We start from the raw sequence: 2,828 nt of genomic DNA, 5'->3' as shown, positions 1-2,828 counted from the left end.
GCTTGCGCCTGAGCATGGCCTTGATGATGTCGTTGGCGACGAAGGCAGCCATGCCGTCATTGATGCGGCGTCCAGCCAGGATCATCTGCGGGTGGAAGCCGATCTGCTCTGCCTTGTAGGTCAGGTAGTAAGGGTCGACGCCGATGCAGTGTCCGCCGACAAGGCCGGGACGGAAGGGCTGGAAGTTCCACTTGGTGCCGGCGGCCTCGAGCACTTCGAGGGTCTCCAGGCCCATCTGCTTGAACAGCATGGCGAGTTCATTGATAAGGGCAATATTCACGTCACGCTGAATGTTCTCGATGACCTTGGCGGCCTCGGCGACACGGATCGAGCTGGCGCGATGGGTGCCGGCGGTGATGACCTTGGCGTAGACCGCGTTGACGAGATCGCCGACCTCGGGCGTGGAGCCCGACGTGACCTTGATGATATCCGGTACGCGGTGGGTCAGATCGCCGGGATTGATGCGCTCGGGCGAATAGCCGGCGAAGAAGTCCTGATTGAATTTGAGACCGGAGACCTGTTCCAGCTCCGGCACGCAGACCTCCTCGGTGGCGCCTGGAAACACGGTCGACTCGTAGACCACGATGTCACCTGGGGAGATCACGGTACCTAAGGCGCGGCTCGAATTCACGAGGGCCGAGAGATCAGGCCGCTTGGCGTTGTCGACCGGGGTCGGCACGGTGACGATGTAGAAATTGCAGTCGCGCAAACCTTCGATATCGGCCGCATAGCTGAGCTCTTTCACGGCGGCGAATTCCTCGTCGGTCACCTCGTGGGTGCGATCGATGCCGCGGGAAAGCTCGTCGACGCGATCGGCGTCGATGTCGAAGCCAACCACCGGAAAATGTTGTGAAAGATAGACGGCGAGCGGCAGCCCCACATAACCAAGACCAACGACACCAATCCGAATGTCGGCAAGGGCCGGCAGTTTCATTTTTAGTCCCCAAATGACAGCAAACTGAGGTCTTCCCACCTGAGGTGCGGCCGCTTCCAGGCCGGCTCTCAGGCACGAGCCACGCGTTGTTAGCCCTTGCGCTTGCCTGAGTCTAGCTTGCTTGGTGGCTCGCGCCCACTCTCCAGGCTTCCGGCAGCTCTAGTGCCGCACCCCCCTTTCTTGGCGCGGTCTCTCAATTGGTGGGCGCTTTGCTATTTCGGTTCAAAGCGCGGCAATTGGAACACCGAGCGCCTTTGCTGCGGCGAGGAGGTGGTCATCATAGCTCGCGAGCTCAACCGTCTGACCACGCCGCGCATCGAGTGTGCGCACCGGAATAGGGAAGGGTTCAAGGGCCCGCGCCAAAACTGGCGCTGCCAGCTCGATCAGCGCCACGCGCTGAATGAGGGCGCGGGCGTCGTCGCTATGAGACCGCTCCAGCCGCTGCGCGTTCAGCCTAGTCCAGATTTCGTATTCGAGCAGCCGGCTCGCAATCAACGGCTCACGCCAAAGGCTTGGAGGGCGCGCGCGGTCTTCGGCCAAGAGCTGCGCTAAGGCAACCGAGGTATCGAGATAGATCACCGGTCTTGGCGGCTTTCCTCCAGATCCCGCATCAAATCTTCAAACGTCATCACGGGGTCGATGGGAGATACGATCGCGCCGGCGCGAGGGGCAAGCAATAGGCGGCTCAGGAATCGGCCGTGAGGTTGCTTGAGGCCATGCCATCTTAGTTCTTGGGTTATTGAGCGACGCGGACCTGCTTGAGACGCTTTTCCCAAGATAGCGCGTCCCCGACGATGCGATCGAGATCGTTGAGCTGCGGCTCCCAGCCCAAAACCTCACGGATGCGCCCGGCGCCAGCCACGAGCTCGGGCGGATCGCCCTCCCGGCGTTCCGTGAGATGCACCGGGAAGTCGCTCTGCGAGGCGCGCTTCACCGCCTCGATCACGTCAAGCACGGAGTATCCTTCGCCATAACCGCAGTTCAGGACGACGCTCTCGCCGCCATCCCTCAAATAGCGCAACGCATCGACATGCGCGCGCACGAGATCGGTCACGTGGATGTAGTCGCGAACGCATGTGCCATCCGGCGTCTCATAATCCGTGCCGAAGACTTCGAGGCGCGGCCGCAAACCGAGCGCGGCTTCCGAGGCCACTTTGATCAGATGCGTGGCGCAAGCTGAGGATTGGCCGCTGCGGCCCTTCGGATCGGCGCCGGCAACGTTGAAGTAGCGCAGCGCCACGAAGTGGAGCGGATGGGCCTTGGCCGTATCGCTCAGCATCGTCTCCGTCATGAGCTTCGAGTTTCCGTAAGGTGAGATCGGCTGCAACTCGGTGTCCTCGCCGACAGGATTGATCTTTGGAATGCCGTAAACCGCCGCAGTCGACGAGAAAACAAAGTTCGGAATCTTGGCCTTGACTACGCACGAGAGCAGGTTCCGTGTCTTGCAGGTGTTGTTGAGATAGTAGCCCAGCGGGTCTGCTACCGATTCCGGCACGACGATCGACCCCGCAAAGTGAACAACGGACTCGATCTTGTGCTCCTTGAATAGCCCGTTCACGAGGTCGAGGTCGCCCACGTCGCCTTCGAGGAACTGGGCGCTGTTCGGAACGGCCCAACGGAAACCGGTGGATAGATTATCGAGAACGAACACCTCCTCGCCGGCGTCAAGAAGCTGCAGCACCATATGGCTGCCGATATAGCCAGCCCCGCCGGTCACAAGGACGCTCATTGTGTATGATCCCCAGTTGCCAAAACCGCAATTCACTCTTGCTATCGCAAAGAGGTTGAGGGACTTCTAAGTCCTCGGAGGAGATGGAACCCGCCGCTAACCGATCGTTAAGCCTAACGAGGAGTGAATGACCGCTCGCGTCCGCAAGGCCGTGTTTCCCGTCGC

General features: G+C 60.7%; 3 protein-coding genes. All 3 read right to left on the bottom strand.

The window, feature by feature from the left end:
- On the bottom strand, positions 1–934 hold a 934-nt coding region (locus ABY454_RS12180; protein WP_372931020.1), incomplete at its 3' end, for a nucleotide sugar dehydrogenase.
- Positions 935–1,156: 222 nt separating this feature from the next.
- A complete protein-coding gene (locus ABY454_RS12175; protein WP_372931018.1) occupies positions 1,157–1,513 on the bottom strand; it encodes a hypothetical protein in 357 nt (118 codons plus the stop codon).
- Between the two features lie 157 nt (positions 1,514–1,670).
- Positions 1,671–2,663, bottom strand: a complete 993-nt coding sequence (gene galE / locus ABY454_RS12170) for a UDP-glucose 4-epimerase GalE (RefSeq protein WP_372931016.1) — start codon at positions 2,661–2,663, stop codon at positions 1,671–1,673.
- Positions 2,664–2,828 lie beyond the last annotated feature (165 nt).

The sequence above is a fragment of the Methyloceanibacter sp. genome, assembly GCF_041573655.1.
Taxonomy (GTDB): domain Bacteria; phylum Pseudomonadota; class Alphaproteobacteria; order Rhizobiales; family Methyloligellaceae; genus Methyloceanibacter.
The sequence above is the reverse complement of the archived record's forward strand: the minus strand, read 5'-3'. Positions and strand labels throughout refer to the sequence as shown.

What these genes read in the sequence shown, in the direction of transcription:
- galE (WP_372931016.1), bottom strand. Translation starts at nt 2,663, where the DNA reads ATGAGCGTCCTTGTGACCGGCGGGGCTGGCTATATCGGCAGCCATATG.